This window comes from Staphylococcus sp. HMSC034C12, from assembly GCF_001835895.1.
In the GTDB taxonomy this organism is placed as follows: Bacteria; Bacillota; Bacilli; order Staphylococcales; family Staphylococcaceae; genus Staphylococcus; species Staphylococcus hominis.
In genome coordinates this window covers 12,396-37,071 of the sequence record NZ_KV826331.1, presented here as the reverse complement: position 1 = coordinate 37,071, position 24,676 = coordinate 12,396, and the positions used below count along the sequence as shown (strand labels likewise).

At 30.9% G+C, this 24,676-nt stretch carries 24 protein-coding genes; 18 read left to right on the top strand and 6 right to left on the bottom strand.

All coding sequences use genetic code 11. From position 1 onward, the window contains the following. The first annotated feature begins 4 nt into the window (after window positions 1-4). The 7 genes from recN to HMPREF2629_RS06770 all read left to right on the top strand — a co-directional run bounded on the left by recN (window position 5) and on the right by HMPREF2629_RS06770 (window position 8,047). Entirely contained in the window at window positions 5-1,678 is a 1,674-nt protein-coding gene (gene recN / locus HMPREF2629_RS06800) for a DNA repair protein RecN (RefSeq protein WP_070813235.1), read from the top strand. 142 nt (window positions 1,679-1,820) lie between these two features. Beyond that, complete coding sequence (gene lpdA, locus HMPREF2629_RS06795) at window positions 1,821-3,245, top strand: dihydrolipoyl dehydrogenase (RefSeq protein ID WP_070813234.1); 1,425 nt, start codon at window positions 1,821-1,823, stop codon at window positions 3,243-3,245. A gap of 14 nt (window positions 3,246-3,259) precedes the next feature. Beyond that, window positions 3,260-4,261: a thiamine pyrophosphate-dependent dehydrogenase E1 component subunit alpha gene (locus tag HMPREF2629_RS06790; protein WP_070813233.1), complete on the top strand. Its 1,002-nt coding sequence runs from the start codon at window positions 3,260-3,262 to the stop codon at window positions 4,259-4,261. Beyond that, complete coding sequence (locus HMPREF2629_RS06785) at window positions 4,254-5,237, top strand: alpha-ketoacid dehydrogenase subunit beta (RefSeq protein ID WP_070813232.1); 984 nt, start codon at window positions 4,254-4,256, stop codon at window positions 5,235-5,237. The genes HMPREF2629_RS06790 and HMPREF2629_RS06785 overlap by 8 nt, the downstream gene beginning before the upstream one ends. 12 nt (window positions 5,238-5,249) lie before the next feature. Beyond that, window positions 5,250-6,527 carry a dihydrolipoamide acetyltransferase family protein gene (locus tag HMPREF2629_RS06780; RefSeq protein WP_049418397.1) on the top strand — a complete coding sequence of 426 codons (1,278 nt, stop codon included), beginning with the start codon at window positions 5,250-5,252 and terminating at the stop codon, window positions 6,525-6,527. Between the two features lie 92 nt (window positions 6,528-6,619). After that, window positions 6,620-7,057: a bacilliredoxin BrxB gene (brxB, locus tag HMPREF2629_RS06775; protein ID WP_017176260.1), complete on the top strand. Its 438-nt coding sequence runs from the start codon at window positions 6,620-6,622 to the stop codon at window positions 7,055-7,057. 12 nt (window positions 7,058-7,069) lie between these two features. Then, complete coding sequence (locus HMPREF2629_RS06770; RefSeq protein WP_070813231.1) at window positions 7,070-8,047, top strand: aromatic acid exporter family protein; 978 nt, start codon at window positions 7,070-7,072, stop codon at window positions 8,045-8,047. Between the two features lie 152 nt (window positions 8,048-8,199). Here HMPREF2629_RS06770 and prli42 read toward each other — a convergent pair whose 3' ends face one another. Next, the gene (gene prli42, locus HMPREF2629_RS11165) at window positions 8,200-8,295 is read right to left on the bottom strand and encodes a stressosome-associated protein Prli42 (RefSeq protein ID WP_017176262.1); all 96 of its coding nucleotides are present in this window, start codon (window positions 8,293-8,295) and stop codon (window positions 8,200-8,202) included. Window positions 8,296-8,463: 168 nt separating this feature from the next. Between prli42 and HMPREF2629_RS06765 the strand changes: the two genes are divergently transcribed. The 3 genes from HMPREF2629_RS06765 (at window position 8,464) to HMPREF2629_RS06755 (ending at window position 13,081) form a co-directional block, all read left to right on the top strand. After that, complete coding sequence (locus HMPREF2629_RS06765; protein WP_070436451.1) at window positions 8,464-9,588, top strand: M20/M25/M40 family metallo-hydrolase; 1,125 nt, start codon at window positions 8,464-8,466, stop codon at window positions 9,586-9,588. A 77-nt stretch (window positions 9,589-9,665) separates the two neighbouring features. After that, a complete protein-coding gene (gene gndA, locus HMPREF2629_RS06760) occupies window positions 9,666-11,072 on the top strand; it encodes an NADP-dependent phosphogluconate dehydrogenase (protein ID WP_049336159.1) in 1,407 nt (468 codons plus the stop codon). A gap of 362 nt (window positions 11,073-11,434) precedes the next feature. Beyond that, window positions 11,435-13,081, top strand: coding sequence for a glycoside hydrolase family 13 protein (locus HMPREF2629_RS06755; RefSeq protein ID WP_049419731.1), 1,647 nt, complete (start codon window positions 11,435-11,437; stop codon window positions 13,079-13,081). Window positions 13,082-13,134: 53 nt separating this feature from the next. On the opposite strand, the gene HMPREF2629_RS06750 is transcribed toward HMPREF2629_RS06755, so the two are convergent. Further along, window positions 13,135-14,001, bottom strand: a complete 867-nt coding sequence (locus HMPREF2629_RS06750) for an AraC family transcriptional regulator (RefSeq protein WP_002449782.1) — start codon at window positions 13,999-14,001, stop codon at window positions 13,135-13,137. 211 nt (window positions 14,002-14,212) lie between these two features. After that, entirely contained in the window at window positions 14,213-15,697 is a 1,485-nt protein-coding gene (gene zwf / locus HMPREF2629_RS06745; protein ID WP_002449753.1) for a glucose-6-phosphate dehydrogenase, read from the bottom strand. 245 nt (window positions 15,698-15,942) lie between these two features. Here zwf and rnz point away from each other — a divergent pair, with 245 nt between their 5' ends. Further along, a complete protein-coding gene (gene rnz / locus HMPREF2629_RS06740) occupies window positions 15,943-16,863 on the top strand; it encodes a ribonuclease Z (protein WP_002449876.1) in 921 nt (306 codons plus the stop codon). Between the two features lie 88 nt (window positions 16,864-16,951). Here the strand turns inward: rnz and proC are convergent, their stop codons facing one another. Beyond that, window positions 16,952-17,767, bottom strand: coding sequence for a pyrroline-5-carboxylate reductase (gene proC, locus HMPREF2629_RS06735; RefSeq protein ID WP_002449763.1), 816 nt, complete (start codon window positions 17,765-17,767; stop codon window positions 16,952-16,954). 104 nt (window positions 17,768-17,871) lie between these two features. On the opposite strand from proC, the gene HMPREF2629_RS06730 reads away from it, so the two are divergent. Then, window positions 17,872-18,630, top strand: a complete 759-nt coding sequence (locus HMPREF2629_RS06730; protein ID WP_002449837.1) for an SDR family NAD(P)-dependent oxidoreductase — start codon at window positions 17,872-17,874, stop codon at window positions 18,628-18,630. A gap of 91 nt (window positions 18,631-18,721) precedes the next feature. Here HMPREF2629_RS06730 and HMPREF2629_RS06725 read toward each other — a convergent pair whose 3' ends face one another. Then, on the bottom strand, window positions 18,722-19,630 hold the full coding sequence (locus HMPREF2629_RS06725) for an aldo/keto reductase (RefSeq protein ID WP_002449875.1): 909 nt from the start codon (window positions 19,628-19,630) through the stop codon (window positions 18,722-18,724). A gap of 81 nt (window positions 19,631-19,711) precedes the next feature. On the opposite strand from HMPREF2629_RS06725, the gene HMPREF2629_RS06720 reads away from it, so the two are divergent. The 3 genes from HMPREF2629_RS06720 (at window position 19,712) to xerD (ending at window position 21,855) form a co-directional block, all read left to right on the top strand. Further along, window positions 19,712-20,254, top strand: coding sequence for an NUDIX domain-containing protein (locus HMPREF2629_RS06720; protein ID WP_002449742.1), 543 nt, complete (start codon window positions 19,712-19,714; stop codon window positions 20,252-20,254). A 100-nt stretch (window positions 20,255-20,354) separates the two neighbouring features. Continuing rightward, entirely contained in the window at window positions 20,355-20,801 is a 447-nt protein-coding gene (locus tag HMPREF2629_RS06715) for a ferric iron uptake transcriptional regulator (protein WP_002449777.1), read from the top strand. Between the two features lie 166 nt (window positions 20,802-20,967). After that, entirely contained in the window at window positions 20,968-21,855 is an 888-nt protein-coding gene (xerD, locus tag HMPREF2629_RS06710; protein WP_002449900.1) for a site-specific tyrosine recombinase XerD, read from the top strand. 25 nt (window positions 21,856-21,880) lie between these two features. On the opposite strand, the gene HMPREF2629_RS06705 is transcribed toward xerD, so the two are convergent. Continuing rightward, window positions 21,881-22,384 carry a DUF309 domain-containing protein gene (locus tag HMPREF2629_RS06705; protein ID WP_019835225.1) on the bottom strand — a complete coding sequence of 168 codons (504 nt, stop codon included), beginning with the start codon at window positions 22,382-22,384 and terminating at the stop codon, window positions 21,881-21,883. Window positions 22,385-22,482: 98 nt separating this feature from the next. On the opposite strand from HMPREF2629_RS06705, the gene HMPREF2629_RS06700 reads away from it, so the two are divergent. Genes HMPREF2629_RS06700 through HMPREF2629_RS06690 form a run of 3 tightly spaced genes read left to right on the top strand, consistent with a single transcriptional unit; the run spans window position 22,483 to window position 24,479 of the window. Next, the gene (locus HMPREF2629_RS06700) at window positions 22,483-23,214 is read left to right on the top strand and encodes a segregation and condensation protein A (RefSeq protein WP_019835226.1); all 732 of its coding nucleotides are present in this window, start codon (window positions 22,483-22,485) and stop codon (window positions 23,212-23,214) included. After that, complete coding sequence (scpB, locus tag HMPREF2629_RS06695; protein WP_025987178.1) at window positions 23,207-23,740, top strand: SMC-Scp complex subunit ScpB; 534 nt, start codon at window positions 23,207-23,209, stop codon at window positions 23,738-23,740. Before HMPREF2629_RS06700 ends, scpB begins: the two co-directional genes overlap by 8 nt. Before the next feature lies 1 nt (window position 23,741). Continuing rightward, entirely contained in the window at window positions 23,742-24,479 is a 738-nt protein-coding gene (locus HMPREF2629_RS06690; RefSeq protein ID WP_017176278.1) for a pseudouridine synthase, read from the top strand. Window positions 24,480-24,676 lie beyond the last annotated feature (197 nt).

Below are 24,676 nucleotides of genomic sequence, written 5' to 3'. Positions count from 1 at the left end.
ATCTATGTTACAAACCTTATCAATAAAGCAATTTGCAATTATAGATGAACTCGAAATTCATTTTTCTGATGGTTTAACTGTGCTTAGCGGTGAAACTGGATCTGGTAAATCAATTATTATAGATGCAATAGGCCAACTTATTGGTATGCGTGCCTCTTCTGATTTTGTAAGACATGGAGAGAAAAAAGCAATTATCGAAGGGATTTTTGATATTGATAATAGTAAAGAGGCCATTTCAGTTTTAAATGAGTTAGATATTGATATTGATGAAGACTTTCTATTAGTAAAAAGAGAAATTTTTAGTTCGGGAAAAAGTATTTGTCGTATTAATAATCAAATTGTTACGCTTCAAGATTTAAGAAAAGTGATGCAAGAACTTTTAGACATACATGGCCAACATGAAACGCAAACGTTATTAAAACAAAAATATCATTTAAAATTATTAGATGATTATGCTGAAAATCAATATAGCAGTGTTAAAGAACAATATGAAACTACATTTAATGAATATAAAGAAAAGAAAAAAGAACTTGAAGAGTTACAGTCTGCTGATCAAGCATTATTGCAACGTCTTGATTTAATGAAGTTTCAATTTGAGGAATTGCAAGAAGCCTCTCTAAAAGAAGGTGAAATTACTCAATTAGAATCTGATATAAAACGAATCCAGAATTCTGAAAAATTAAGTTTAGCATTAAACAATGCACATGTCACACTTACAGATGAACATGCTATCACTGACCGTTTATATAAATTAAGTAATCATTTACAAACTATTGATGACATTATTCCAGGTAAATTTAAAAAACTTAAAGAGGATATTGATCAGTTCTACTATACCTTAGAGGATGCTAAACACGAACTATACGATGAAATGTCAAATACTGAATTCGATGAACAATTACTTAATGAATTAGAATCTAGAATGAACTTACTGAATAATCTTAAACGTAAGTACGGTAAAACTATTGATGAACTTATTACTTATCAATCTAAATTAGAAAGTGAAATTGCTAAGATTGAAAATTATGAAGAAAGTACTTCTCAATTAAAAGAAGAAATTGACCTACTCTATGAAAAAGTAATAAAATATGGACAGTCATTATCGAAGGAAAGACGAATTGTAGCTCGAACGTTACGGGATCATATCGTGGCTGAAATTCAAAATTTACAAATGAAAGATGCTAACCTCGAAATTTCATTTCAGTCATTAGAAACTCCTACAATAGAGGGAATTGAATTTGTAGAGTTTCTCATTAGTCCTAACAAGGGCGAACCACTTAAAAGTTTAAATAAAATAGCTTCTGGAGGAGAACTTTCTCGTATTATGCTAGCGTTAAAAAGTATATTCGTTGAATCAAGAGGTCAAACTGCTATTTTGTTTGATGAAGTTGACTCGGGTGTTTCTGGTCAAGCAGCTCAAAAAATGGCTGAAAAAATGAGAGATATTGCAAAATATATTCAAGTTATTTGTATATCTCACTTACCGCAAGTAGCTTCTATGAGTGATCATCACTTATTAATTAGTAAATTGTCTAAGAATGATCGTACAACAACTCAAGTGAAAAAGTTAAAAAAAGAAGATAAAATTGACGAAATTGCCCGTATGATTTCTGGAGCAAGTGTAACTGAATTAACAAGAGAAAATGCTAGAGAAATGATTGCTCAAAATCATAAATAGTTTATAATTAAATAATTTAAATTAAGGTTGGATGTCGAAAAGAAATAGAACATATTGAGTATAATGTTATTTTTTATATTCAAATTGTTTATTCACACTTTTCAATTCTAACCTTTAAATCTGATTAATAAGGAGTAGCAAAATGTCTGAAAAACAATATGACTTAGTTGTTTTAGGTGGTGGGACAGCAGGATACGTAGCAGCGATTCGTGCTTCTCAATTAGGAAAAAAGGTAGCAATTGTAGAGAAATCTTTATTAGGTGGCACATGTTTACATAAAGGGTGTATTCCTACTAAAGCGCTACTTAAATCTGCTGAAGTGACTCGTACTGTTAGACAATCTTCAGAATTTGGTATAGACACAAACGGTTTACATATTAATTTTGAAAAAATGATGAATCGAAAAACGGATATTGTTAATCAAATGCATAATGGCGTTCAAAGTTTAATGCAAAAAAATCATATTGATATTTATAATGGTATTGGACGTATTATGGGAACTTCTATATTTTCTCCACAAAGCGGAACAATCTCTGTTGAATACGAAGATGGCAGCTCAGAGTTACTTCCAAATCAATTTGTACTTATCGCTACAGGGTCACGACCTCAAACATTACCATTTTTAAAAATTAATCATCGAAATATTTTATCGAGCGATGATATATTACAAATTGATACACTTCCAGACAGTATTGCTATTGTTGGGGGCGGCGTGATTGGCCTTGAATTTGCTTCCTTACTAACTGATTTAAATGTAAATGTTAAAGTGATTGAAGCAGGTAAACGTATATTACCTTCTGACAGTAAATCCATTTCTACATTTTTAAAAGATAGTTTAATTGAACGAGGTGTAGAATTTTTTGAAGATTGCCAACTAAGTGAAGAGAATATCATACATAAAAATGATGTCATCCAAATACATATAAATGAAAAAACTACTATTACAGTTGATAAAATATTAGTTGCAGTAGGTCGCGTACCTAATACAAGTGATATTGGTATTCAAAATACTAAAATTCAATTAGATACTCATGGTTATATCAAAGTAAATGAATTTCAACAAACGAATGATAAGCATCTTTATGCAGCAGGTGATTGTATCGGAACATTACAATTAGCTCACGTAGCTTCTAAAGAAGGAATCACTGCAGTTGAACATATGTTTAATAATCATCCGCTTCCAGTGAATTATCATTTAATGCCCAAATGTGTTTATACTTATCCAGAAGTCGCATCTATCGGTTTGAATATAGAAACTGCTAAATCTCAAAATATTAAGGCAACAAGTTATAAAGTTCCTTTTAATGCTATTGGAAAAGCAGTTATTGAAGAAACTAAAAATAAACGTGGTTTTTGTGAAATTATATTAAATAAGGACAATGGAGATATTATTGGTCTAAGTATGGTAGGCCCACATGTCACGGAGTTAATAAATGAAGTTGCTTTATTACAATTTATGAATGGATCAACATTAGAATTAGGATTAACGACTCGTGCACATCCGTCATTGTCTGAAATATTGATGGAACTTGGACTAAAGGCTGAAAATAGAGCAATACACGTTTAAAGGAGGAAATAAAAATGATTGACTACAAATCTGTGGGACTTACAGATGAAGATTTGAGAGAAATATATAAATGGATGGACTTAGGACGAAAACTAGATGAACGCTTATGGTTACTTAACCGTGCTGGAAAAATACCATTTGTAGTAAGTGGTCAAGGACAAGAAGCCACTCAAATTGGTATGGCGTATGCAATGAGAGAAGGAGATATTTCATCTCCGTATTATAGAGATTTAGCTTTCGTTACATATATGGGGATTTCACCTTATGATACAATGTTAGCTTCTTTCGGTAAAAAGGATGACATTAATTCTGGAGGAAAACAAATGCCTTCTCATTTTAGTCATAGAGAAAAAGGTATTTTATCTCAAAGTTCTCCGGTAGCAACACAAATCCCTCACTCAGTAGGAGCAGCATTAGCATTAAAAATGAATCAACAATCTAATATAGCAACTGCTACTGTAGGAGAAGGTAGTTCTAATCAAGGAGATTTTCATGAGGGATTGAATTTTGCTGGAGTCCATAACTTACCGTTTGTATGTGTAATTATCAATAATAAATACGCAATTTCAGTACCAGATTCATTACAATATGCAGCAACGCATCTATCTGATAGAGCAATAGGTTATGGTATTCATGGAGAAACCGTAGATGGAAATGATCCAATTGCGATGTACAAAGCAATGAAAGAAGCAAGAGAAAGGGCACTTAATGGCGAAGGAGCAACATTGATTGAAGCTATTACCACTCGAATGACTCCTCATTCTTCTGATGATGATGATACATATCGTTCTAAAGAAGAAAGAGATGCTTTTAAGACATCTGACTGTAATCTTAAATTCAAAAATGAATTACTCGATTTAGGCATTATTGATGAAGATTGGTTAAACGAATTAGATAACGCACATAAATCTATTATAGATAAAGCTACAAAAGATGCTGAAAATGCTCAATATCCAGATGTAGAAGAAACATATCAATATGTGTATGATCCAGAAGGAGATATTTTCAATGACTAAAATGAGTTATATAGAAGCCATTCAAAATGCACAAGACTTGGCTATGGAAAAAGATAATAATATTTTTATATTAGGAGAAGATGTAGGACGAAAAGGTGGTGTATTCGGTGCGACACGTGGTTTACAAGAAAAATATGGAGAACTGCGCGTAATTGATACGCCTTTAGCAGAATCAAATATTATCGGTACTGCAATTGGTGCAGCAATGCTTGGCAAACGCCCTATAGCTGAAATTCAATTCGCAGATTTTATTTTACCAGCAGTTAATCAAATTATTAGTGAAGCTGCTAAAATGCGATATCGTTCTAATAACGATTGGCAATGTCCTTTAACTGTTCGTGCACCATTTGGTGGTGGCGTACATGGTGGTTTATATCATTCTCAAAGTATTGAGAGTATCTTTGCATCTACACCTGGATTAACAATTGTAATTCCTTCAACTCCATATGATGCGAAAGGTTTATTATTATCTTCAATTGAATCAAATGATCCAGTATTATTTTTTGAACATAAAAAAGCATATCGATTTTTAAAAGAAGAAGTACCCAATTCTTACTATACTATCCCTTTGGGTAAAGCTGATGTTAAACGTGAAGGTGATGATATTACAGTTTTCACTTATGGTTTATGTGTTAACTATTGTATTCAAGCAGCCGATATTTTAGAGGCAGATGGCATTAATGTTGAAGTAGTTGACTTAAGAACAGTTTATCCATTAGATAAAACAACGATTATTGAACGCGCTAAACGAAATGGTAAGATTTTGCTTGTAACTGAAGATAACCTTGAAGGTAGTGTCATGTCTGAAGTTTCAGCAATCATAGCTGAACATTGTTTATTCGAATTAGATGCACCAATTATGCGGTTAGCTGGTCCTGATGTTCCATCAATGCCATTTTCTCCTAACTTAGAAAATGAAGTAATGATGAATCCTGATAAGATATTAAAAAAAATGCGTGAGTTAGCACAATTTTAGGGAGGTAACATAATGGATGTTAAAATGCCAAAATTAGGAGAAAGTGTCCATGAAGGTACAATCGAACAATGGTTAGTTTCTGAAGGGGATCATGTAGATGAATATGAACCACTATGTGAAGTAGTTACAGATAAAGTAACAGCAGAAGTTCCTTCAACTATTTCTGGTACAATTACAGAGTTAATTGCTACTGAAGGTGAAACGATTGAAATCAATCAAATCATTTGTAAAATTCAACCCGATGATACATCTTTAAATTCTAATCAAGACGATACTAATGAAACACCTAGTCAAACACAAAGTAATTCTGTAAAGAGTCAGTCTAAGCCTTCTAACACAAATCAATCATCTACGAATTCGATCAATAATGGAAGATTTTCTCCAGTCGTATTTAAGATAGCTTCAGAAAACGATATTGATTTATCACAAGTACCTGGCACAGGATTTGAGGGTAGAGTAACTAAAAAAGATATTGAAACTTATATTCAAGAAAATAACCAGCAAGACTTAAAAGAAACACCTACCACTCAGATAACCAATCATTCCGAAACGAGTTCAAGAAATAATAACGCTTCATCAAATGAACCATTAGACGATTATACAGTACCAGTTAAAGGCGTGCGAAAAGCAATTGCCCAAAATATGGTTACCAGTGCCACTGAAATTCCACATGGCTGGATGATGATAGAAGTCGATGCTACAAACCTTGTGAAAACTAGAAATCATTATAAGACTGTGTTTAAAAAACAAGAAGGATATAATTTAACATTCTTTGCTTTCTTTGTAAAAGCTGTAGCAGAAGCTTTGAAATCTAATCCATTACTTAACAGCAGTTGGGATGGTAATGAAATTATAATTCATAAAGACATCAATATTTCGATAGCTGTAGCTGATGAAGACAAATTATATGTTCCTGTAATTAAAAATGCAGATGAAAAATCAATTAAAGGTATTGCTAGAGAAATCAATCAACTAGCACAAAAAGCTCGAAATCAACAACTGACTCAAGAAGACATGACTGGTGGTACTTTTACAGTTAATAATACTGGGACATTTGGTTCTGTATCTTCAATGGGTATTATTAATCATCCTCAAGCAGCAATCTTACAAGTAGAATCAATTGTTAAAAAACCTGTTGTCATCGACGATATGATAGCTATAAGAAATATGGTTAATTTATGTATTTCAATTGATCATCGTATTTTAGATGGTGTTCAAACTGGACGATTTATGTCGCAAGTAAAAAATCGAATTGAAAGCTATTCAATTGAAACAACAAATATTTATTAAAAGTTTGTTATATTACAACCAACCTATTTGAACTATATGTTGGAAATTAGTAAAATGACAATAAATAATAATTGACTGAAAGGTGATTCTAAATGGATTTAAATTTTGATTTATATATGAATGGTGTTGTAGAACAAGCTAGAAATGAAATTGAATCTGCTGGTTATGAACAATTAACTACTTCAGATGAAGTTGATAAAGTATTTAAACAAGATGGTACTACACTAGTAATGATAAATTCAGTTTGTGGATGTGCAGGAGGTATAGCGCGTCCAGCCGCAAGTCACGCACTTCACTATGATAAGTTACCTAATAGATTAGTTACTGTATTTGCTGGTCAAGATAAAGAAGCAACTCAGCAAGCAAGAGACTATTTTGAAGGATACGCACCTTCAAGTCCTTCATTTGCACTTATGAAAGATGGTAAGATTACTGAAATGATAGAACGCCATCAAATAGAAGGTCATGACGTAATGGATGTTATCAATCAACTTCAAAAGTTATTTGATAAGTATTGTGAAGAAAGATAAGAGGAACAATACATGCTAACTTTAAATCCTTATAGAATTGGATTTAGAACACTTAAAACAGCTGTAGGAATTACATTAGGCGTTATTTTAGCTAAATGGATAGGACTTGATAACTATGCTTCAAGTGCTATCCTCATCGTTCTATGTATTAAACATACTAAAGTTCACTCACTACAAGCAATTAGTTCTCGATTCGTTTCGTGTTTATTAATGTTATTTTTTGGTTCATTTATTTTTAATTTACTTGGTCAAAATGCAGTCGTTTTAGGATTAATTGTTTTATTATTTATTCCACTTACAGTGATGTTGAATGTTCAAGAAGGTGTAGTGACAAGTTGTGTCATTTTACTTCACGTATTTAATGCCAAAGTTATTGGTCTTCATTTAATTATTAATGAAATTTTACTTCTTATAATTGGTTTAGGAATAGCATTTTTAATGAATTTAATTATGCCTAGTCTAGATAATACATTAGGTAATTTTAAGAAGGAAATTGAAAATGAAATTAAAGCAATATTTAAACAATATAGTGAAGCATGTTTAAATATTAATAAACAATTGTCAATTTCTTTTGATACATTAGAAAACAATATTCGTAAGGCTAAATCTATTGCGTTTAGAGACGTTAAAAATCACTTTGTGCGAAATGAAAACTCATATTATCACTATTTTGATATGAGAGAAGAACAACTAGAAATACTACGCAGAATCCAAACATTAATTCATAATACTTCATCTAATGATTCTTTGTTAGAGACTGTTGCCCATTTAATGGCTGAAATTGGAGATAATGTTAATAGTAATGATTATACTGTGTTAAGACTACATTCATTATATGAGATACGTTTAAAATTAGACGAATTGCCATTGCCAGAATCACACCAATCTTTAAAATCAAGAGCAAGTATGATGCAAATTTTAAATGAATTAGAAGAATATTTAAATATTAAATCTCAATTCGGCTCTTTAAAATTACATAGTGAAATATAACACCTAAGACTAACTTCTAATCAAAGTAAAAAGACAAACTTCCTTTATATACAACAAGTTTGTCTTTTTTATTTGCATAAATTTGAGAAATAATAATAAAAACTATCGTCAAATTTGAATTTTTTGTCGATAGTTTCTAATCTAATTAATTTTTAATGCATGAGAGGAACAAGACTTGTAAGTAACAATGCAGCTACAACTGCAATTAACATGATAATGATAATAATCTTTAGCACTTTATTATTCAATGTAAACGCTCCTTGAAACCTTTAAAATAATTTAATTATTCGTTATATTAATAACTTATAGTATATAAAATAACCTTAAATGATTTCGATAAAAATGGCAATCAATTTATTTACTCTAATTGTCATAGTCAGTTAAAATATTATCTATATAAGAAAGGGGTTTTTATAATGATTAATAGTCGCCGTTTACTTAATACTTTTTTAGAGTTAGTGCAAATTAATTCTGAAACTGGGAATGAAGAAACGATACAACCCATTCTAAAAAAGAAATTTGTAGATTTAGGATTAAATGTTGTAGAAGATAATGCGTCTAAAAGAGAATGGTTAGGGGCAAATAATTTAATTTGTACCTTACCAAGTAGTAAAGGAAAAGAACATGTTTCTAAAATCTATTTTACTAGCCATATGGATACAGTTGTTCCAGGTATTAACGTTAAACCAATCCTTAAAGAAGATGGCTATGTATATTCAGATGGTACAACTGTACTAGGAGCAGATGATAAAGCAGGTATAGCTGTTTTGTTAGAAACGATTCAAACTATAAATGAACAACAATTACCTCATGGACAAATTCAATTTATTATCACTGTAGGAGAAGAAGCAGGTTTAAAAGGTGCTAAAGAATTAGATCAAAACTTAATAGATGCAGAGTTCGGCTATGCTGTCGATGCCAGCCAAGCGGTTGGAACAACAGTGGTGGGTGCCCCAACTCAAATGATTATCAATACAACTATATATGGGAAAAAAGCACATGCTAGTAAACCCAATCAAGGTATAAGTGCAATTCATATTGCAGCTAAAGCGATTAATAAAATGCGTTTAGGTCAGATTGATCAAGATACTACAGCTAATATTGGTAAATTTTATGGCGGTTCTGCTACAAATATTGTTGCAGATAAAGTCATTTTAGAGGGAGAAGCTCGTTCGCATAATGATAAAAGTTTAGAATATCAAGTCAACCATATGAAAGAGACTTTCGAAACGACAGCAAAAGAATTAGGCGGTAAAGCAAACGTTGAAATTTCTAAGAGCTATCCTGGTTTTAGAAGAAACGATTCTGAGACTGTAACTCAATATGCTATAAAGAGTGCGAAAACTTTAGGCCTTTCAGGTAAAACTGTTATTGCTGGCGGAGGTTCAGATGGAAGTATTATTAACACGTATCATATTCCAACTGTCATATTAGGTGTAGGATATGAACACATTCATACTACTTCTGAACGTATTCCTGTAGCTGCTTTAAATCAACTTACGAATCAATTGATTAAAATTGTTGAATTAGTAGCGAAATAATATTTTACTTTAGTGAAGTCATTTATATTTTTGTGATACAATACTAATGAAATTATTGAATAAGAGAGGTAAGTAATATGACTCAACAAATAGGTGTAGTAGGTTTAGCTGTTATGGGTAAAAACCTTGCATGGAATATCGAATCACGTGGTTATAGCGTATCTGTTTATAACCGTTCTAGTGATAAAACAGATTTAATGATTAAGGAATCAGAAGGTAAACAAATTCATCCAACGTATTCTTTAGAAGATTTTGTAAACTCTTTAGAAAAACCACGCAAAATATTATTAATGGTTAAAGCTGGTCCTGCTACAGATGCAACAATAGATAGCTTATTGCCTTTATTAGATGACGATGACATTTTAATTGATGGCGGTAATACAAACTATCAAGATACAATTCGTCGTAACAAAGCACTTGCTGAAAGTGGTATCAACTTTATTGGAATGGGTGTTTCTGGTGGTGAAATCGGTGCGTTAACTGGTCCATCTTTAATGCCTGGTGGTCAACAAGAAGCTTACAACAAAGTAAGTGATATTTTAGATGCCATTGCTGCTAAAGCAAAAGATGGTGCTGCATGTGTAGAATATATTGGACCAAATGGTGCAGGACATTATGTAAAAATGGTTCATAATGGTATCGAATATGCTGATATGCAATTAATTGCTGAAAGTTATGCAATGATGAAAGAATTATTAGGTATGTCTCATGAAGAAATTTCTAAAACTTTTAAAGAATGGAATGCTGGAGAATTAGAAAGTTATTTAATTGAAATAACAGGCGATATTTTCACTAAATTAGATGAAAATAATGAGCCTCTTGTAGAAAAAATTCTTGATACTGCTGGTCAAAAAGGAACTGGTAAATGGACATCAATTAATGCATTAGAATTAGGTATACCATTAACAATCATTACTGAATCTGTATTTGCACGTTTCATTTCTTCAATTAAAGAAGAACGCGTGAAGGCATCGAAAGTATTAAGTGGTCCTAAATCAAACTTTGATGGAAATAGAGAAGAATTCTTAGAAAAAATCCGTAAAGCGTTATATATGAGTAAAATTTGTTCATACGCCCAAGGTTTCGCCCAAATGCGTAAAGCGAGCAATGAAAACGAATGGAACCTTAAATTAGGTGATTTAGCAATGATTTGGCGTGAAGGTTGTATTATTCGTGCCCAATTCTTACAAAAAATTAAAGACGCATATGACAATAATTCAGGTCTTCAAAACTTATTATTAGACCCTTATTTCAAAGGTATTGTTACTGAATATCAAGATGCACTTAGAGAAGTAGTTGCTACTGGTGTTAAAAATGGCGTACCAACACCTGGTTTCTCAGCAAGTATCAGCTATTATGATAGCTACCGTTCAGAAGATCTACCTGCTAATTTAATTCAAGCACAACGTGATTATTTTGGGGCACATACTTATGAACGTAAAGATAAAGATGGTGTTTTCCATACTCAATGGACTGAAGAATAATTATTGCATGTTTAAAAATCTGGGACATCATTAAGTGTCTCAGATTTTTTTATTATGATAGGTTTGTATAGATGTCTTAATAAATATAGTCTTGTTATTTTAATTTATATTTAATCGATATATCCCAAGTTGACATTTAGAGACTCGATTAGTACGATAAATATAGGTGTAAACGTTTTCTAAAAAACTGGATTATCCATATATAATGTTATTACATATTATTTTATATTTCTATAAATCCAGAAAAAATTAGATTATATATTAAAGACTAACATTGACTATTAAAATAACTAACTCGAATACTATGATTTATTATTTCAAAGTTCATTTATTTACATAATATTTTCAAAGGAGCGATATAAATGGAAAAAAATTGGTGGAAAGAAGCCGTAGCATATCAAGTGTATCCAAGAAGTTTTAATGATAGCAATAATGATGGTATTGGTGATTTACCAGGGATGGTAGAAAAGTTGGATTATCTGAAAGATTTAGGTATTGATGTCATTTGGCTTAGTCCTATGTATAAATCTCCAAACGACGATAATGGTTATGATATTAGTGATTATCAAGATATTATGGAAGAATTTGGAACAATGGAAGACTTTAATCATTTGTTATCTGAGATTCATAAGCGTGGAATGAAATTAATTTTAGACCTTGTTGTTAACCATACATCTGATGAACACCCATGGTTTATAGAATCTCGTTCTAGTAAAGATAATCCTAAACGAGATTGGTACATTTGGGCAGATCCTAAACCTGACGGTTCTGAACCTAATAATTGGGAGAGTATTTTCAATGGTTCAACATGGGAATATGATGACACAACAAAACAGTATTATTTCCATTTATTTAGTAAAAAGCAACCTGATTTAAATTGGAGTAATCCTGATGTTAGAGAAGCTGTTTTTAAAATGATGAATTGGTGGTTCGAAAAAGGAATTGATGGTTTTAGAGTCGATGCGATCACTCATATCAAAAAAACATTTGAAGCTGGTGATTTACCTGTTCCAAAAGGAAAACAATACGCTCCAGCATTTGATGTTGATATGAATCAACCAGGCATTCAAGATTGGCTTCAAGAAATGAAGGACAAATCACTTAGTCATTATGACATTATGACTGTTGGAGAAGCAAATGGCGTGAATCCAGATAATGCAAAAGAGTGGGTTGGAGAAAAAGAAGGTAAATTTAATATGATTTTCCAATTTGAACATTTAGGTTTATGGAGTACTGGAGACTCTAAATTTGATGTTTTATCTTATAAAAATGTATTAAACCGTTGGCAAAAACAACTAGAGGGTATAGGATGGAATGCACTATTTATCGAAAATCATGATCAACCTAGACGTGTTTCTACTTGGGGAGATGATAAAAAGTATTGGTTTGAATCTGCTACTAGCCATGCAGTGGTATATTTCTTACAACAAGGCACACCTTTTATTTATCAAGGTCAAGAAATTGGTATGACAAACTATCCATTTGAAAGTATTGAAACATTTAACGATGTTGCTGTAAAAACAGAATATCAAATTGTTAAATCTCAAGGTGGAGATGTTAATCAGTTATTAGATAAATATAAAATGGAGAATCGTGATAATTCTAGAACACCTATGCAGTGGACTAATGAAGTAAATGGAGGTTTTACTGAAGGTACGCCATGGTTCCCAGTCAATCCTAACTATAAAACAATAAATGTAGCACAACAATCCGAGGATTCAGATTCCGTTCTTAATTTTTATAAACGTCTAATTAAAATAAAAAAATCTGATGATATATATACTTATGGTGAATTTAATTTAATCGATGATGCGAACGAGAATATTTTTGCTTACACACGTAAACTCAATAATAAGACAGTTCTAGTTGCAGGAAATTTAACAGATCATGTTGCATCATTAAATTTACCATTCGAAGTTGAACCATCTCAAATTAAGCTACACAATTATAAAAATGATTTAGATATCACTAATATGAGACCTTTTGAAGCGTTCGTAGCCGAACTTTAATAGTAAAGCGTTAGATGACATAAGTTTAATAACTTAGTCATCTAACGCTTCTTTTATTCTATATCATAAGTTTCTTGTTTAATAGGTAGCCATAATTGTATTTTAGTGAACGGGTCCTCGAATGAGAGATCAAAAGGATAAATTTCAACATATAAGCTATTTTTTTCATAAGGTAGAGTAAGTTGTAAGCTGGATTCAATATAATACCAAGCTTCATTAACAGTATAATCCACTTGACCTTGCAAATTAAATTTTGCATAGTGTCGCCCTGGTAACAATCGGCTTTCTAAGTGAGCTGGATAACGTTCACTAGGTACGCCCACAAATAATTCTACACCTTCATCTAAAGGACATGTAATAACAAATAACTCATATGGACTTATATTATTATATCGTTTTAATTCTTTTATTTTACCATCTAAATATAAATCTTCTAAAAAATCAGGAACTTTGTAAGGGTTAGATAGTTGATTAGCCTCAATATATTTTACATATCCAACTAAAGGTGTGTCTTTAGTCGTTTCTAGTCTGTAAGGGTATGGTGCTCTTTCTGTAGTTGTTAATTTAATATACAAACGTTCATTCATTTTTAGTTCTTCTTTTTTAGTAGAAGCTTGAATAGGAGATATTCCATGAAAATCACTAAAATCATTTGCAAAGTCATTGGAACTTAAATAATTATAGCGTTTTGCTACATCAACCAATCTTGAAGAACTTTGTATCATTTCTTTAGCAGCTTCAGTCATTTTTCGAGAGTGAGCATAACTTTCAGGAGGTTGTCCAACAATCATTTTAAACGATTGATCAAGATGGTAAGGGGAAAGACCAACGTAATCACTTAAATCTTGCAAATTAAAAGGCTCTAATAAATGATCTTCTATATATACAATTGCCTGTTGTATCTGCTTGATAACGTCCAAAACCTTCACTCCAATAAATTTACAATCAATACTAATATTTTACATTATTTTATAAAAATATACATCAATAATATAAAATTAAATTAAATTTTTAAATGACTCTTTCAATATTCAATTTAAAAAGGACAAGACCTTATTTTCAATGAGTGAAAATAATATAATATGTCTTATCCTTTATACATCTATCACATGAAGCTTCTAGTATATCTGTTTATTGAATATCGTCCCACCAATGATTTCCATCTCTGCTTAATAATAAATCACTTTCGATAGGGCCATTTGTCCCTGATTTATAATTAGGGAAGTTTGGATCAATCATGGTCCAATGTTCTTGAATAGCGTCTACAAATTTCCATGTAGATTTAAGTTCTTCCCAATGTGTAAAGTTGGTTGCATCACCTTTAAGACAATCGAATAACAAGTTTTCATATGCATCTACTGTGTTCATTTTATCTTGTGCACTCATAGCATAAGACAGTTGAACAGGCTTTGTTTCGATACCTTGAATACTTTTCTTAGCATTTAAGTGTAATGAAATCCCTTCATTAGGTTGAATATTAATAACTAATAAATTAGAATCTAGTAGTCGATCCGTTTGATAATATAAATTCATAGGAACTTCTTTAAATTCTACAACAACTTGTATACATTTAGACTTCATACGCTTACCAGTACGAATGTAGAATGGTACACCAGCCCAACGGAAGTTATCGATAGTTAATCTTCCAGAAACAAAGGTTGGTGTATTGGAATCAGACGCAACACGATCTTCATCTCTATAAGCGATAACACGTTGGTCATTAATAGTCCCTTCTCCATATTGTCCACGCACAAAGTTTTGATTGACTTCTTCAGGTTTTAATTGTCTTAAAGATTTTAATACTTTCACTTTTTCAGCTCGAATATCTTCACTTTTAAGACTAATAGGTGCTTCCATTGCTAGTAATGCAACCATTTGTAACATATGGTTTTGTACCATATCTTTTAATGCACCGCTCGATTCATAATAACCTCCACGATCCTCAACACCTAGTATTTCTGAAGAAGTGATTTGGATATTAGAGATATACTTATTATTCCAAAGAGGTTCAAACATCGCATTAGCGAATCGTAGAACTTCGATATTTTGCACCATATCTTTACCAAGATAGTGATCAATTCTGTATATTTCTTCTTCTTTAAATGATTGTCGTAATTGATTATTTAATTTTTCAGCAGATTTAAAATCACTACCAAATGGTTTTTCAATTACAAGGCGTTTAAATCCTTTAGTTTCAGTTAAGCCAGAAGCTTTTAAATAATCAGAAATTGGTCCAAAGAATTGAGGTGCCATTGCTAAATAGAATAGGCGATTACCTTCTAATTTAAATGTATCATCAAGTTCATTAGAGAATGTTAATAATTCATGATAACTTTCTTCTTCATTGACATCATTTTTAAAATAGAAAACATGTTCTATGAATTCATCGAGTCGATCAGTATCTTTGACGTGCGTTTGAATAGATTGTTTAACTTGTTCACGGAAAAAGTCGTTAGTATAATCTCTTCGACCAACGCCAATAATGGCAATATGGTCATCTAAATTATCTTGTTGATATAAATGGAATAAAGAAGGGAATAATTTTCTATGACTCAAATCTCCAGTTGCGCCAAATATAGTAATTAAACAAGGAATATGTTTAGTGTGTGTGTTCAAATTCAAAACCTCAATTCTTTAATTGCTATGATTAATTCATTATAAATTAAAACTGTTTTTCTTGATATGTTTTTGCCTAAAATTGTTGATAATATTTACAACATTAAACTAAATAACATACAATTTATTTTTTATAAGTTACATTATACCCTATATTCTGATAAATTCATTTATTTTATTTCATATGATAACAAACTTATAGACGTATGATAAAATATATTATTGAAGAAAGAGGAGGCAAATGCATGGAAGTTACATTTTTTGGAACGAGTGCGGGTTTACCTACTAAAGATCGTAATACTCAAGCGATTGCTTTAAATTTAGAACCTTATTCAAATTCAGTATGGTTATTCGATGTAGGAGAGGGGACTCAACATCAAATTTTGCATCACTCAATAAAATTAGGCAAAGTTGATCATATTTTTATTACGCATATGCATGGCGACCACATTTTTGGATTACCTGGATTATTAACAAGTCGTTCATTCCAAGGTGGAGAAGATAAGCCATTGACGTTAATAGGGCCAACTGGTTTACAACAATTTATTGAAACTGCTTTGAAATTATCTGAATCTCATTTAAACTATCCTATTACATATATTGAAATTGATAATAATTTTACATATCATCATCATGGCTTTACAGTTTCATCAAGGTTATTAAATCATGGTATACCTTCATATGGTTATCGAATTGAGGCTCCTACAACACCAGGTACAATTGATGTAACTGCATTAAAGGCAATTGGACTAGAACCGGGTCCTAAATATCAAGAAGTAAAAATGTTTGATACTTTTGAATATAATAATCAAATTTATCTTTCTAAAGACTTTAAAGGTCCAGCCAAACCAGGACCTATTGTTACTATTTTTGGAGATACGAAACCATGTGACAACGAATATATACTTGCAGAAAATGCGGATATTATGATTCATGAAGCAACATATATTGAAGGTGACAAAATTTTAGCAAATAACTATCATCATAGTCACATTGATGATGTATTTAGGTTAATTCATCAGTCTAATGTGAAGAAAAGTTTTATTACCCACCTAAGTAATCGATATAATTTAGAAGATATAGAAGAGATAAACCGTGCATTAAAAGAAATGAAAGATACACCAAACTTTGAGTTTGTTAAAGACTTCGATACATTCAAATTTTAAATAATATTAGCGTTTTATAATGATACGTAAAAACTCATAAAAAGCTATAACGATATGTATGATTTAATTTTCGTTATAGCTTTTTTTATTACTCATCTTCACTTTTAGAAAGGGCAATACTTCTATGAACTGCCGCGTCTAGACAGGCTTTAAAAATACTCTCAATATCATGTCGATCAAGTTCATTTAATCCAGCTTGTGTTGTACCACCTTTAGAGGTAATATTTTTTCTAAGTTGTTCCATACTTAAATCCGATCGTTCAATCATCTTACTTGTTCCAATAATGAGATTCTTAATGGATTCTTCAACTTGTTTCTTTTCAAGACCTAATGATGTTCCTGCTTTAACATATTGTTCAAATACATGATATAAAAAAGCTGGTCCACTTCCTGTAATAGCCGTCACTTGATGTAAATATTCTTCGTCAACTTCAATAACTGAGCCAAAAGCACTAATTAATTCTGTTACTTCATCTTTAGAATGAGGATCGAAATTACCAGAAAAACTAATACCTGTCACTGAATGACCTACCTGTGCATTTGTATTAGGCATAATTCTAGCAACAGGATTATTCGTTTCTAATTTTTCTCGGATATAATTTATCGATAAACCAGCCATAATAGATATAAAACGATGGTCTGATTGTATATGTGATTTAATACGTGATGCGACCGTTTCAAAATCATGAGGTTTAGTACCTAAAAAAACATAATCTGCATCTTTTAATAAAAATGCATCATCGTAACTGTATTTTACTCCTAATTCTTTCGCAAATAATTTTAAAGTATTCTCATTTGATTTATTTGTTAAATAAATATCGTTATGATTTAATATTTTAGAATCAATAATTCCTTTAAAAATGGCTTGTGCCATGTTACCAGCGCCATAAAATACTAACTTCATAAAATAGCACCATCCTTACCCTTAATTAATAAAACTATAGTAACATATTCATTATAATTATTATCAAAAATTAACTATACTTGTTAGATAGGAGAGACTCATCAGTGATTGTAGGTAAACATTTCATCGTAACTGGAGGAACTAGTGGCTTAGGTTTAGAAATAACGAAAAAATTATTAAAAAAAGGTGCATATATTACCCTCATTGTTCGTAGTACGGAGAAATTCGAAAATATTAATTTTAATCCGTACAAACATCGTGTTTCAATGATTAAATGTAATTTACAAGATACTTCACAAATAGATACTATTTCTAAATCCCTTTGTTATCCGATTGACGGAATTATTTATAGTGCAGGTTTAGGCTTTTTTAAATCAATACAATCTCATTCGTTAGAAGAAACCTTGGAGACTTATGATGTGAATGTGCTTGGTTTTATTACATTATTTAAAACTGTTAAACCATATTTAACAATGAATGCTTCTATAGTGGCTATTTCAAGTCAGGCAGCATTTGTAACGCAAGCGAACGCTGCATTTTATGGCTCATCTAAAGCTGCTTTAAATGGCGTATTAAATGCTCTAAGAATTGAGGAGCAAGGCTTTCATGTTATGACTGTTAATCCAGGTCCCATTAATACACCATTTCACAAAAAAGCAGATCCATCATTGAAGTACGCTAATAAATATGCATCACTAATGATAGATCCTAAAATACTCGCAGAAGATATCGTTAAAGGTATCATCACTCGTAAAGTAGAAATTAACAAGCCGCTATGGATGAATCCACTATTAAAACTTTACCAATTAGCTCCTAGAAAAATTGAAAAATATTTTACTTCATTGTTTAAAAATAAAATATAATTTAACCTAAAAAAATGATGAAGCATTCATCATAGATACTTCATCACTTGTACTTTACATCAACGATTGTTTATAAGAATTTATTAATTAATTACTCAAGATGCTGAGTATATTCTAAATCTTTCACGCGGTGACGTGCAGATTTAATTTGATCCAAACTTACTGTTTTATTAAAATTAGTAATATTATCTTTTAATTGTGAAACAGAACTTGCACCAACAATAATAGATCCTAATGCATCATGGGATTTTAAATATTCGAATGATAAAGCACTTAAATTACTTTCAACTTCCTTAACAGAAGCAATCGTTTCTCCTAATTCATGATAATTATAGTCAAAAATACCATCTGAGAATTTCTGATCAAGTACATTAACACTATTTGAAGTAAGTAACCCTTTAAACACGGGACCACGTGCTAAAACTTTTACGCCATGAGAATGAATGTGATTCAAAAGACGTTCTGGACGATTATCAATAAGATTAAATTGAGACATAATCGTTTCTATTTGACTGTGTTTTAAATAATACTCAATCACGTTAGGTCTAATAGAAGAAATTCCATAAGCTTTGATTACACCTTCTTTTTTCAGTTCATCGAATGCACTAATCGTCTCATCTAGGGGATCATCAATTGTACCACCGTGAAGTTGATAAAGATCTAACTGTTCTAAGCCTAAACGTTTTAAAGAACTTTTAACACTTTCTTTAATATATTTTTTTGAAGGATCCCAAGTAGTACTACCATCATTAAGCGGTCTATTTCCTACTTTTGTTCCTATAACAATATCATCTCTATTTTGATATTTCTTTAAAGACTTTCCAACAATGTCTTCATTGACACCTCTATCATAAATATCTGCGGTATCAAAATATGTGATACCATTTTCAATTGCACACTCAATGATTTCCTCTGCGTGATGGTATTCTGTGCCTAAACTCATACACCCTAAACCTAGTTCCGAAATTTCAATGCCACTTTTTAATATATTTTTTTGCATGAACAATCTCCTTCCGATACACTTTAGTTAACGCATTTATCTTATCAATTTATTAACTTAATGAAAAGGGACGTGGATATAATGGACTTTAATGAAAAAACTTTTGATAGAACAGTCATTTATAATGGTAAAATTATCGATCTAGAACTACACGATGTGGAGTTACCGGACGGGAAAACTTCCAAGAGAGAAATTATCAAGCATAATGGTGCTGTGGCAATTTGCGCTATTACTCCAGAAAAAGAAGTATTATTGGTTAAACAATATCGTAAACCTATTGAAAAACCCTTGTTAGAAATTCCAGCAGGTAAACTAGAAGAAGATGAAGAAAGAGAAGAAGCAGCTAAACGCGAATTAGAAGAAGAAACTGGCTACAAAGCTAATCATCTAACATTCATCACTCATATGTATGGTTCTCCAGGATTTTCAAATGAGAAACTAACCATTTATTTTACTGATAATTTAAGTGAAGGAGAATTGAATCTGGATGATGACGAATTTGTAGAATTGCATAAAATACACTTAGATGATATCCATGCACTTTTAGAAAATCATGAAATTGAAGATGCGAAAACAATGATTGCTTTACAATATGTATTATTAAATTATAATCATTCTAAATAAGACGTGATAACTACTTGATTTTTACTAAATTTATTGGTAATTTATTAATTGAAATAATTTAATTTAAAATGATTATAATTAATTGAGGAGTGATGCTCCCGTGGAAGAACGTCTAAATAGAGTAAAACAACAATTACAGCAATCTTCTTACAAATTAACGCCTCAACGCGAAGCAACAGTTCGTGTGTTAATTGAAAATGAAAAAGATCATCTAAGTGCTGAAGACGTATATTTAAAGGTAAAAGATAAAGCACCTGAAATTGGTTTAGCTACTGTTTATCGAACTTTAGAACTACTTGCTGAATTAAAAGTAGTAGATAAAATTAATTTTGGTGATGGCGTAGCACGATTTGATTTGAGAAAAGAAGGTGCTAAACATTTTCATCATCACTTAGTTTGTATGGAATGTGGTAAGGTAGAGGAAATTCATGAAGATTTATTACCAAAAGTGGAAGAACGTGTTGAATCAGAATATCAATTTAAAATTTTGGATCATCGCTTAACATTTCACGGTATATGTTCAGAATGTCAAGCTAAAGGTAAATAATAAGTTAAACCTAATAAAGTGTTGTATCAACTTTATATGCAAATGCCTAGAAGAGCTTTTCAAGATAAAAAAAGTGATATGTAATAATTAATCGATAGAAGGTGTGAAATTAGGAATCAACTTTGAATTCTATTTCATACCTTTTTTATATAAACAGAGGTGTAATATGAATACGATTATTGAAGAATTCTTAAAATTTATTCAAATTGAAAAGGGATTGAGTGACAATACTATCGGCGCATATCGACGCGATTTAGCTAAATATGAAGAGTACATGAAAGAACATAAAATTGCTCATATCGATTTTATTGATCGCCAAGTCATACAAGAATGCTTAGGATATTTAATAGACCAAGGTGCTTCAGCTAAATCAATGGCGCGTTTTATCTCTACAATTCGCAATTTTCATCAATTTGCACTTAGAGAAAAATATGCCGCTAAAGATCCAACAGTCTTAATTGAGACTCCGAAATATGAGAAGAAGTTACCCGATGTTTTAGAAGTTGAGGAAGTACTTCAACTTTTAGAAACACCGGACTTAAATAAGAAAAATGGGTATCGTGATCGTACAATATTAGAATTATTATATGCGACTGGCATGCGTGTTTCGGAACTGATACAAATTAATATTGAGGATATCAATCTTATTATGGGATTTGTTAGAGTATTTGGTAAAGGTAATAAAGAACGAATTATACCATTAGGAGACACTGTGATTGAATTTCTAGATACGTATTTAGAAAAGGTACGTCCTCAACTTTTGAAAAAGACTATTACGAATGTATTATTTTTAAATATGCACGGTAGACCTTTAACTAGACAAGGAATATGGAAAATGATTAAACAATATGGTTTGAAGGCCAATATTAATAAAACTTTAACCCCTCATACGTTGAGACATTCATTTGCTACACATCTTTTAGAAAATGGGGCAGATCTAAGAGCAGTTCAAGAAATGCTTGGTCATTCAGATATTTCAACGACACAACTTTATACACATGTGTCTAAATCCCAAATAAGACAAATGTATAATCAATTTCATCCTAGAGCTTAAAATAAAAGAAAGAAAAGTGAATTATTTAACTTTTCTTTCTTTTATTTTTAAGTGCTTTTTTTCTAGTTGCAATGATATCGCTTCTATCTCTTAGACGATGACAATGAACAATCATGTCATCATTGTTAATTTGTTTCTTATATTCATAATTAGGATATAAATTGATAAGTTCCCTTTCTATTGAAGATGTAATTGGCAACTGTATTGGTTGAAATGTCTGATCATGTTTCACTTTTTCTATTTGATTTTGAATCAATAAAGTAAATTCATTGACCTTTAAACCTAGTGTATCCTTATCCTTTGCATGCTTAAATGTATATAACGCTTTTTTAAAGCTTTTTAATGCACCTAACTTATTACATCGTCTATAGTGATACATGGCAGTTGAAAATAGTATTAAACTCACTATAGCATCTTTCTTAGAAAAATTAGGGTTAGACTTCCATAATTCTTCTAAAATATCATGACATAAAAAATAATGTTGGTGTGTATGAAATTGATAGTAGAATTGACTTAATGCTTTATTCATGAATACTCCCCCTTAATTTAATTCTAATATATATTCATGCTATAATATTTAGGTGAATTATGCACAATTTAGATTTTATAATACAAGGAAGTTAATTTATGTACGAAGTTAAATTAGATGCTTTTAATGGCCCATTAGATTTACTTCTTCATTTAATTCATAAATATGAAATAGATATTTATGATATACCAATGAAAGCTTTAACTGAACAATATATGCAATATGTTCATGCAATGAAAGAAGTTGAAATTAATATTGCAAGTGAATATTTAGTGATGGCTTCAGAATTATTAATGATAAAAAGTAGATTATTATTGCCACAACAAGAAACTGAAAATGACTTAGAAGAAGATCCTCGTGAGGACCTTGTAGGTCGTTTAATCGAATATCAAAATTATAAAGAATATTCTTTACTATTAACAGAATTAAAAAAAGAACGAGAATTATATTATACTAAATCACCAGCTGATTTATCTCACTTGGAAAAAGAAACGCATTGGGACAAAAATCAAACGATTGATTTGACTCAACTGATTGTTGCATACCAAAGAGTAAAAAATAGAGTAGCATTAAATACACCAAAAGCAGTTGAAATTTCAAAAGATACTTTTACAATTCAACAAGCTACTGAAGTGGTTGCTAAACATTTAGAGAAACAAACAGCATTTAACTTCTTTAGTTTATTTAACTTTAATGAACCTGTGAGTAAAGTCGTTACACATTTCTTAGCAATATTAGAAATGGCTAAAGCAGGTCTTATTAATATAGAACAGTCAAATAACTTTGAAGACATCAATATCATTAGAGGAGTGAACTATGCGATTGGATAACCTTGGAATTATAGAGTCCTTATTATTTACTGTAGGCGATGAAGGACTGGAAGCACGTCAGCTTGCAGATATTTTAAAAATGGATTTAGATGAACTTGATCAATTAATTTCGACGTATCATTCAAAAGGTCTTGAAATACAAAGATATGGTTCCATTTATATGTTAACCTCCAAAAAAGAGTGTGCACCTTTTATCGAAGTACTAGTGAAGCAAAAAGCAAACATGAAATTATCTCAAGCTGCTATGGAGACACTATCAATTATTGCTTATAATCAACCATTAACTAGAAGTGATATCGAAATAACAAGAGGTATCAATTCTGATGGTGCAGTGAGAACATTAATTGCTAGAGGACTTATTGAAGCAAAAGACATGGAGAATTCGCGGAGTCATTTACTCATGACTACTGATTTATTTTTAAATGTTTTTGGAATGAAATCAATAGAAGAATTACCATCTACTGAAGAAGATAACGAAGAGATTGAGACTTTCTTTAGTACACTTACAGATCAAAAGGAGAAATAAAATGAATAAAGATTTAGAAAGACTTCAAAAACGAATTGCTAACAGTGGATATACCTCTCGAAGAAAGGCAGAAACTTTAATCACTGAAGGTAAAGTGAAAGTAAATGGTCAAGTAGTTACAGAACTTGGAACGAAAGTTAAATCTTCAGACACTGTTGAAGTTGAAGGAATTAAAATTGAGCAAGAAGATAAAATTTATATTCTGTTCTATAAACCAACGCAAGTTATTACTAGTGTTTCAGATGATAGAGGTAGAACGGTTGTAACAGATTATTTTAAAGATTTAGAAGCAAGAATTTATCCAGTTGGACGATTAGACTATGATACTTCAGGGTTATTATTACTTACAAATGATGGTGAATTTACTAATCTAATGACTCATCCCAGATATCATATTCAAAAAAAATATGTTGCAAAATTAAAAGGGTATTTAATGAGAGAAGAAGTTAAAGCATTAGAACAAGGAATTGAATTAGAGGATGGTTTTACACAACCTGCTCAAGTTAAAATAAAAAATCAAAATAAAGAAAAAAATACGACACTGGTTGAAATAACTATTAGCGAAGGTAGAAATAGACAAGTTAGACGTATGTTCGAACATTTTAATCACACCGTCGATAAATTAATACGAATCGAATTTGGAAATCTTAATTTAAAAGGATTAAATGCAGGTGAAGGTAGAGTATTAACACCTCATGAGGTGAAAATATTAAGACATATGGCTGAAAATGGTAATTAATTCGAAATAACTTAACAATACAAAGTATTTTCTCAATTACAATGTGTATTCTTTTTTTATTTATTCACTGTAATAATAAATCATAGGTTCTACATTAAAAAAGATATTTTGATATTTTTTTCACAAAGTCAATTGAATAGAAAGCTTTAATATAGTGAATATGCTATAATTAAAACGGTATAGCGCATGTGTAGGAG

What these genes read in the sequence shown, in the direction of transcription:
- recN (WP_070813235.1), top strand. Translation starts at nt 5, where the DNA reads ATGTTACAAACCTTATCAATAAAGCAATTTGCAATTATAGATGAACTC.
- lpdA (WP_070813234.1), top strand. Translation starts at nt 1,821, where the DNA reads ATGTCTGAAAAACAATATGACTTAGTTGTTTTAGGTGGTGGGACAGCA.
- HMPREF2629_RS06790 (WP_070813233.1), top strand. Translation starts at nt 3,260, where the DNA reads ATGATTGACTACAAATCTGTGGGACTTACAGATGAAGATTTGAGAGAA.
- HMPREF2629_RS06785 (WP_070813232.1), top strand. Translation starts at nt 4,254, where the DNA reads ATGACTAAAATGAGTTATATAGAAGCCATTCAAAATGCACAAGACTTG.
- HMPREF2629_RS06780 (WP_049418397.1), top strand. Translation starts at nt 5,250, where the DNA reads ATGGATGTTAAAATGCCAAAATTAGGAGAAAGTGTCCATGAAGGTACA.
- brxB (WP_017176260.1), top strand. Translation starts at nt 6,620, where the DNA reads ATGGATTTAAATTTTGATTTATATATGAATGGTGTTGTAGAACAAGCT.
- HMPREF2629_RS06770 (WP_070813231.1), top strand. Translation starts at nt 7,070, where the DNA reads ATGCTAACTTTAAATCCTTATAGAATTGGATTTAGAACACTTAAAACA.
- HMPREF2629_RS06765 (WP_070436451.1), top strand. Translation starts at nt 8,464, where the DNA reads ATGATTAATAGTCGCCGTTTACTTAATACTTTTTTAGAGTTAGTGCAA.
- gndA (WP_049336159.1), top strand. Translation starts at nt 9,666, where the DNA reads ATGACTCAACAAATAGGTGTAGTAGGTTTAGCTGTTATGGGTAAAAAC.
- HMPREF2629_RS06755 (WP_049419731.1), top strand. Translation starts at nt 11,435, where the DNA reads ATGGAAAAAAATTGGTGGAAAGAAGCCGTAGCATATCAAGTGTATCCA.
- rnz (WP_002449876.1), top strand. Translation starts at nt 15,943, where the DNA reads ATGGAAGTTACATTTTTTGGAACGAGTGCGGGTTTACCTACTAAAGAT.
- proC (WP_002449763.1), bottom strand. Translation starts at nt 17,767, where the DNA reads ATGAAGTTAGTATTTTATGGCGCTGGTAACATGGCACAAGCCATTTTT.
- HMPREF2629_RS06725 (WP_002449875.1), bottom strand. Translation starts at nt 19,630, where the DNA reads ATGCAAAAAAATATATTAAAAAGTGGCATTGAAATTTCGGAACTAGGT.
- HMPREF2629_RS06720 (WP_002449742.1), top strand. Translation starts at nt 19,712, where the DNA reads ATGGACTTTAATGAAAAAACTTTTGATAGAACAGTCATTTATAATGGT.
- xerD (WP_002449900.1), top strand. Translation starts at nt 20,968, where the DNA reads ATGAATACGATTATTGAAGAATTCTTAAAATTTATTCAAATTGAAAAG.
- HMPREF2629_RS06705 (WP_019835225.1), bottom strand. Translation starts at nt 22,384, where the DNA reads ATGAATAAAGCATTAAGTCAATTCTACTATCAATTTCATACACACCAA.
- HMPREF2629_RS06700 (WP_019835226.1), top strand. Translation starts at nt 22,483, where the DNA reads ATGTACGAAGTTAAATTAGATGCTTTTAATGGCCCATTAGATTTACTT.
- HMPREF2629_RS06690 (WP_017176278.1), top strand. Translation starts at nt 23,742, where the DNA reads ATGAATAAAGATTTAGAAAGACTTCAAAAACGAATTGCTAACAGTGGA.